The 5,224-nt window shown below is 71.6% G+C and carries 4 protein-coding genes and 1 pseudogene; 2 read left to right on the top strand and 3 right to left on the bottom strand.

Annotated elements, in window-relative coordinates:
• Positions 1-610 (top strand): annotated as a pseudogene (locus V7004_RS15100) (hypothetical protein); the annotation flags it as partial.
• A 27-nt stretch (positions 611-637) separates the two neighbouring features.
• Here the strand turns inward: V7004_RS15100 and V7004_RS15095 are convergent.
• Entirely contained in the window at positions 638-1,873 is a 1,236-nt protein-coding gene (locus V7004_RS15095; RefSeq protein ID WP_334145026.1) for an alkaline phosphatase family protein, read from the bottom strand.
• 11 nt (positions 1,874-1,884) lie between these two features.
• Complete coding sequence (locus tag V7004_RS15090) at positions 1,885-2,625, bottom strand: CPBP family intramembrane glutamic endopeptidase (protein ID WP_334145024.1); 741 nt, start codon at positions 2,623-2,625, stop codon at positions 1,885-1,887.
• Positions 2,626-2,686: 61 nt separating this feature from the next.
• Between V7004_RS15090 and V7004_RS15085 the strand changes: the two genes are divergently transcribed.
• The gene (locus V7004_RS15085) at positions 2,687-4,633 is read left to right on the top strand and encodes an alpha/beta-hydrolase family protein (protein WP_334145023.1); all 1,947 of its coding nucleotides are present in this window, start codon (positions 2,687-2,689) and stop codon (positions 4,631-4,633) included.
• On the opposite strand, the gene V7004_RS15080 is transcribed toward V7004_RS15085, so the two are convergent.
• On the bottom strand, positions 4,536-5,144 hold the full coding sequence (locus tag V7004_RS15080; RefSeq protein WP_334145021.1) for a TetR/AcrR family transcriptional regulator: 609 nt from the start codon (positions 5,142-5,144) through the stop codon (positions 4,536-4,538). The two genes, V7004_RS15085 and V7004_RS15080, sit on opposite strands and share 98 nt — an antisense overlap.
• Between the last annotated feature and the right edge of the window lie 80 nt (positions 5,145-5,224).

The raw sequence follows: 5,224 nt of genomic DNA, 5'->3' as shown, positions 1-5,224 counted from the left end.
GGACCACGATCACGGCGGGGACGGGGGCGGGGGACTCCCGGGCCCTGACGACCACGACCACGACCACGACGCAGGCACCGGTACCGGGGCCACGCCCGAGCAAGAGGCGCGAGCGGCGGCTCTCCTGGCGGCCACGGAAGCCTCGATCCCGAAGTGGGCGAGCACGCGGGCTGCTCACGCGGCTGGTTTCCGCAGCATCGGCGATGCGGTGACCGGCTTCGAGCACTGGGTGAACTGGGAGTGGTTCCTCGACGATGTCGTGCTCGACCCCGAGCACCCCGAGTCGCTCGTGTACCGCGTCCTGCCGGACGGCACTCGGGTGCTGGAGTCCGCCATGTACATCCTCCCGTTGGGAGCCACCATGGCCGATGTGCCCGACGTGGGCGGCCCGCTCACGCCGTGGCACATCCACGACAACCTCTGCTGGGACTTCAGCCGGCCCACACCGATCGTGGTGGCCACCACGATCGGCGGGGTGTGCCCCATCGGCACCTTGTTCGTGACCCCGCCGATGCTGCACGTGTGGATCGTCGATACACCCTGCGGACGATTCGCGGAGATCGAGGGCGTGCAGGGGACCGCGAGCTGCGACCACCACCACCAGGGGTGAGCACCGGGCCGGGCTGCCCTCCTCCGATCAGCGGGCGTCCCTCCCGGGGACGGGCAGCGTGGGCGGCTCGGCGAATGCTGGGGGTCCGTCGAGATCGAGGCAGTCGAGCAGGTTGCTCGCGTTCGCGTCGCGCCGGGTCAGCGCACCGAGGTTCCACTTGGTGGCGATCAGTCGCAGCACCGAGGTGTGATCGTGGATGACGTGTGACACGTAGTCCCGGCGCGCGTAGGGCGAGACGACCACACACGGCACACGGAAGCCGAGGCGATCCCACCCGCCCGGTAGGTGCACGTCGGGGACGAGCTTTGGGGGGATGTCATCGGGTGGGACGGCGGGAGGAGGGGCGACGTGGTCGTAGTAGCCGCCGTGCTCGTCGTAGGTCCAGATCAACAAGGTGCGGGGCCAGCAGGGCGACCCGAGGACCGCGTTGATGATGCGGGCCGAGAAGGCTTCGCCTTCCTGGATGTCCTGCGGATTCTCCTCGGACAGGTCGGTGCGGGGGGTGACCAGGCTGAACGGAGGGAGCGTTCCCCGGCTCGCGTCCTCGACGAAGTCGTCGTAGGTGCGCCCCCGGCCGGGGTTGGCGAACCACACGGGTGGGTAGAGGGCTGGTTCGGGCAGGTCGCCGAAGTAGTTGCGCCACTCGATCCCGAGATCGTCGAGACGATCGAACAGGGTGCCGTTCGGCGGCACCTCGTCGAGCGGCGGAATCTCGGTGGTGACCATCCCCATGGCGGTGCCTGACCACATGAACCGCCGATTGGGGAACGTCTGGGTGAGAGCGGAGGCGAAGTAGCGGTCGCAGAGCGGGAAGGTCCTGGCGAGGCCCCAGTAGAAGGGGATGTCCTCGCCGGTCCAGTAGCCCATGGCGGTACGACCGCTGCCGGAGCGCACGAAGCCGTCGAGTCGGCCCTCGTTCCACTGAATGTGGCAGGCGTTCCAATCCGGAGCCGGCTCATCGGGAGGCTGGCGGGTGGTCTCGAAGTGGTAGGCCCGGACCGGGTTGCCGTCTGCGTCGGGGTTGGCGTCGAGCGGGCGGCCCTGGTCATCGAGGGTGAACCCGTCCCCCCGGCCGAGCATCCCGAAGTAGTTGTCGAAGGAGTGGTTCTCCATCACCAGCACGACGATGTGCTCGATCTGCGGTAACAGGTCCGTGCCCTCGGGAAGGTCCGGGTCGGGGCGGCTCCCCGGCTCGTGCACAGGGCCGGCAGGATCGAACCACGACGTGGTGAGGGATCCGAGCACGGGCGGCTTCAGGGTCACGGGGGCTCACGCTACTTCCGGGACGATCCCGTCCGGCCCCCCCGGGCGACCCCGGCGGCCACCGCGTAGGCGACCGCGTTCGTCGTGGCGTGGGTCAGGATCGGTGCCAGGACGCTGCCGGTGCGTACCCGCTCGACGCCGAACAGCACCCCCGCGAGGGTGGTGGCGGCGACGGCGCCGGCGACGACCGCGGCGGGATGCGCGGTGCGGGTGGCGGGGTGGTGCCCACGATCCGCGAGTGCCGGCAGGATGTGCCACAGCCCGAACAGGGCGGAGCTCACCGCGATCGCACCGGTCGGGTTCAGGCGCCGCATGGCCAGCCCCAGGATCACCCCGCGGAAGACGACCTCCTCGTAGACGGCGGTCCCGAACGGGATCTCCACCAGCGAGGTGTACGCGACCTGGCCGGGTGAGACGTCGAGCACCCGGGCATCGGTGAACAGCGGCCGGGTGCGGGGGATCAGCGCACCCGTTCCGATGATCGCGCCGATGACCAGCGAGCCGAGGACCCCGCGACGCAACGCGGCGCGCACGCGGTCGGGACCGAGCCCCAGTTCGTCGAGCGAGGCGCCTGCTGCGCGGGCCGCCGCGACCGCCGCCGCCGCCGACGCCAGGTGGGTCCCGAGGTGGAAGCGAACCGGCACCAGGCGATGGTCGACGACGTGGGCCGCGGCGATGCCGCCCACGATCGCGGCCTCGGCGACGGGCCGTCCTGTCCCGGCCGGCTGGCGGGTGCGTCGGCGCCTGCGCACGGCTGGGGGAGCGTAGCGGGCACCGGGGCTACGCTCCCCCCCATCCCGGTCCGGGAGGGATATGGCCTTCGACCCTGCAGACGAATGGTTCCGGCGGCCGGACGTGTGGTCCGGCGTGGTGCTCGGCGCGTGGGTCGCCGCTGAGTCGTTCGGTCCGTCGCTCATGCCGCGCACCACGCTGGACCAGGCACTGGTGTCGGGTGCCTCGGCAGCCACCGGGTTCGCGGTGGGGAACGCGACCTACGGGCTGATCGGTCGTGAGGTGGAGTTGCGTGACCAGCCGGTCGCATTCGGGGCTGCCCTCGCCGCGGCGTTGACCGCGAAGCTCGTGCTCGCTCACTCGGCCCCCCACAGCCTCCCGGCAGCCACGCTGCGGGCCATGGCCGGCGGGCTCGCCGGTGGTTCAGCGGCGTGCGGCGCGGTGGCGCTGGTACGCAACGCCGAGCGACCGGGCGTGACCGCGGGCGTGCTGGGTTCTCTGGGTGCGGCCGCCGGGTCGGTGGTGCTGTTCCGATCCATCCGCGACCAGGTGGCACGCCGGGACGACATCGATCCACCGCCCCCCCGCCCGCTCCCTGCGGTGGCGCAGAGCGCGACAGTGGCGGCGCTGCTCGCTGCGGTGGTCAACGGCTACCGCAGGAGCGGCCAGGCGATGACCCGTGTGCTTCGCCGGCGGCTCGGGCTCTCGCCCGCGATCTGCGAGGTCGGCGGGCGTACCGCGGCGACGATGGCGTGGGCCGCGGTCATCACCGCGTTCGCCGACACCTTCGTGCGGGGGATGGAGCTCTACGACCGGGTCATGGACCCTGGCTACGACACCCCACCCGACACGCCCGCGTGCTCGGCCGGCCCCGGCTCGGCGGTGAGCTTCTCCAGGACCGGTCGCCAAGGCCGGCGCTTCCTGCTCAACCGGCCCTCGCCCGACGACATCCACTCGGTCATGGGGGCCCCTGCGCGGGCCGAGCCCGTGCGGGTGTTCGTGGGCTACGACGCGGCGCGCACTCCCGAGGACCGGGTGGCGCTCGCGCTCCGGGAGCTTGAGCGGGCCGGCGCCTTCGACCGTTCGATCCTGGTGGTCGGCTGCCCGGCGGGCACGGGCTACGTCAACACCGTGCCGTTCGAGACCGTCGACTACCTGGCTCTGGGCGATGCGGCCGGAGTCGCCGTGCAGTACGAGCGGCTCCCCTCCCTGCTGGCGCTGCACCGCACCGGCGTCGGTGGCGAGCACGTCCGGCTCCTGCTCGCCGGCATCCGTGACGCGCTCGCGCAGCGACCCCCCTCGCGCCGGCCGCGGGTCATGCTGTACGGGGAGAGCCTGGGCGCCTGGGCGGGCCAGAACGCGTTCCTGCACCGAGGTCTCCGCGGGCTTGACGAGTTCGGGGTGCAGCGGGCGCTTTTCGTCGGGACCCCGTACTACAGCGGTTGGCTCCATGAAGTGCTCGACGGGAGGGAGGTGCCGCCGGGGAGCGTGATGGAGGTCGCCTCCGCGCTGGCGCTCCGTTCACTGAGCCCTGCGCAGCGGGGCGCGCTCCGGGTGGTGCTGCTCACCCATGACAACGACCCGGTCCGCAAGCTCAACCTTGATCTGCTGGTGCAACGGCCGGACTGGCTGTCGCACCAGCGGCCGCCGACGGTGCCGGCCCGGCAGCGATTCCGGCCGATGATCACCGCGTTCCAGACCATCGTCGACACCGCCAACGCCACCCACCAGGTTCCGGGGGTGTTCCGGGCGACCGGCCACGACTACCGGCTCGACGTGCCGGCCGTGGTGCGAGAGGTGTTCGAGCTCCCCGCGCCCACCCCTGCGCAGTGGGAGCGGTTGATGGCCAAGCTCCAGGCCGAGGAGGCGTCACGCGCCGCACGGTTCCAGCTCCCGCAGAAGGGAGGCGGAGCGGACGGCGAGCGCCAGGTCAGCGGGAGGCGAGGCCCCGCAGGCTCGCCGAGCACAGCTCGACGAACGTGGCGGTCACCTCGTCTCGGGGCAGGCCCCGGTCCAGCCAGGCCGTGATCAACCCGAGCGTGCCGGTGAGGAACACGCTCGAGGCCACGAGCGCGGTTGCTGCCGGGACGCCGAACTCCTCGTGAATGAGTGCCGCGAAGTAGTCCTCGACGTACCGGTTCCGCTCACGGCGGCGTTGCTCGAAGGCGCCGCCACCGAGCCGGGCCTGCATGAGGATGGTCAGGACGTTGCCGCGCTCGGTCACGGTGTCGAGGTAGGTCTCGAGCATGGCGCGGATGCGGTCCTCGAAGGACGACAGACCGGAGGTCCGCTCGTTGATGCGTTGGTCGTAACGGCGGGTCTCCCGTTCGAACAGCGCAGCGAGCAGGTCGTCGCGGTTGGTGAAGTAGCGGTAGCCGAGCGCCTTGCTGACGCCGGCCTCAGCAGCGAGGCCTTCCATCGTGAGCGCTTCCACGCCGTGCTCGACCACGATGCGGGCTGCGATGTCGAGGAACAGCTCGCGCCGCTCGTCGCGGCTGAGCCGGGTGCGTCTCACGATGGTCGTGCCCACCTTCGTCACCCGGCGGACGCTAGCTCACCGGCGAAGCGCCCAACGGCAGACCCTCGTCCGCCAGGGGAGGGAGGCGACGGGGGCCGGGA

Origin of the sequence: Rhabdothermincola sp. (genome assembly GCF_036846205.1) — a bacterium.
GTDB lineage: Bacteria > Actinomycetota > Acidimicrobiia > Acidimicrobiales > Acidimicrobilacustridaceae > Rhabdothermincola.
Note: the sequence above shows the minus strand (reverse complement) of the source record. Positions and strands in the feature narration are given on the sequence as shown.

Excerpts from the sequence above, each read along its gene's own strand:
- V7004_RS15085 (WP_334145023.1), top strand. The coding sequence starts at position 2,687 with ATGGCCTTCGACCCTGCAGACGAATGGTTCCGGCGGCCGGACGTGTGG.